The sequence below is a fragment of the Microvirga sp. P5_D2 genome, assembly GCF_054049475.1.
Genome location: NZ_JBFUMH010000371.1, coordinates 1 through 1,089, shown reverse-complemented (window position 1 = coordinate 1,089; position 1,089 = coordinate 1). Strand labels below are relative to the sequence as shown.

Here is a 1,089-nt window from a genome sequence, read left to right as displayed (position 1 = left end):
TTCCGACACCGGGGCGCGGATTGCATTCTCCCATCCGATCAAGATCCCATCGACATTCGAGCTGGAGATTCCAAAGAAGAGGTTGTCCCGATGGGCTTGCGCCGTGTGGTCAAACGGCAAAGAGCATGGAGTTATGTTCACCGAAGTTCCCCAAGTCGACATAGTGAGCGAAGCTCTTCCCTCGCTGGAGCAAGGTCAACCGCAGGATACCAATACACCCGAGCAGGCTGCATCGAACACTTCGCCCTCAGCGGAGGAAGTACAGCCGCAAGGCGGCAACTTCTCAGAGCAAACCGGATCAGACGCAGCAAAACTCCAAGAAATCCTAGAGGAAGCGCAGCGCCGAATAGCAGAGATAACCGGCGCTCCTACGGACAGTGTCCGGTTGAAACTGCAAATCGACTTTGTGCAGCCGGATTGAAGAAGCAGTAAACCTTCGGCTTGTAGCCGAACTACAGCTCAGGCCCGCTCCATCACCCGCTGCACCTGCACGGCGCTCCGCTCACCACCGCGGGCCGTCTCCTGATGGCCTTAGCGTTCAGGGTGGCAAGGGGCCACGAATGGAATGCTATGCAGGTTCAGCGAGTTGCGGAGCGGATGGAGCCATGACAATCGTCGTCAACAGCATTCCCAAGTACTAGCATTGTTATTAGCCGTCTTGTAAGAGGCACAAAATTTTCGCTATACTTAACTGCGATGGCGCTGGAGTGGATGTTCTTCCAAATACGTTCAGATGATGCCACATCCGGTTCCGTAAACGGCCTTTTGCGAATTACGCGGCTGTGCGCAGAGGGTCGGTCCAGGCTTTGACCACTTCCAGAAATACGACGCCGTGGTTGGCCCCTCGGCCCCACATCAGGCGAGATTGGACCCGCAATCCCCGACTTGGGATCTCCAGCACGAACTCAAGTGGCAGGCTGGAATTATCGGTGAGATAGATCCGCGCTCCAGTGTCGGAGAGGTCCCGCACGATGCACTCAATGGACACGGCTCCGCTATCTGACGTGATCCGGGCTGCGAGAACAGCGGGCCATCGCTTTATGGAACGACGCTCACCCATCACAATCTCCCCTGCCCACTTTTGTACGT

Annotated in this window: 1 protein-coding gene and 1 pseudogene; one reads left to right on the top strand and one right to left on the bottom strand. The window is 56.3% G+C overall.

All coding sequences use genetic code 11. The features are described from left to right. Window positions 1-421, top strand: a pseudogene (locus ACXJKO_RS31750) (hypothetical protein); the annotation flags it as partial. A gap of 351 nt (window positions 422-772) precedes the next feature. Here ACXJKO_RS31750 and ACXJKO_RS31745 read toward each other — a convergent pair. Next, entirely contained in the window at window positions 773-1,060 is a 288-nt protein-coding gene (locus ACXJKO_RS31745; RefSeq protein ID WP_457094974.1) for a PilZ domain-containing protein, read from the bottom strand. Window positions 1,061-1,089 lie beyond the last annotated feature (29 nt).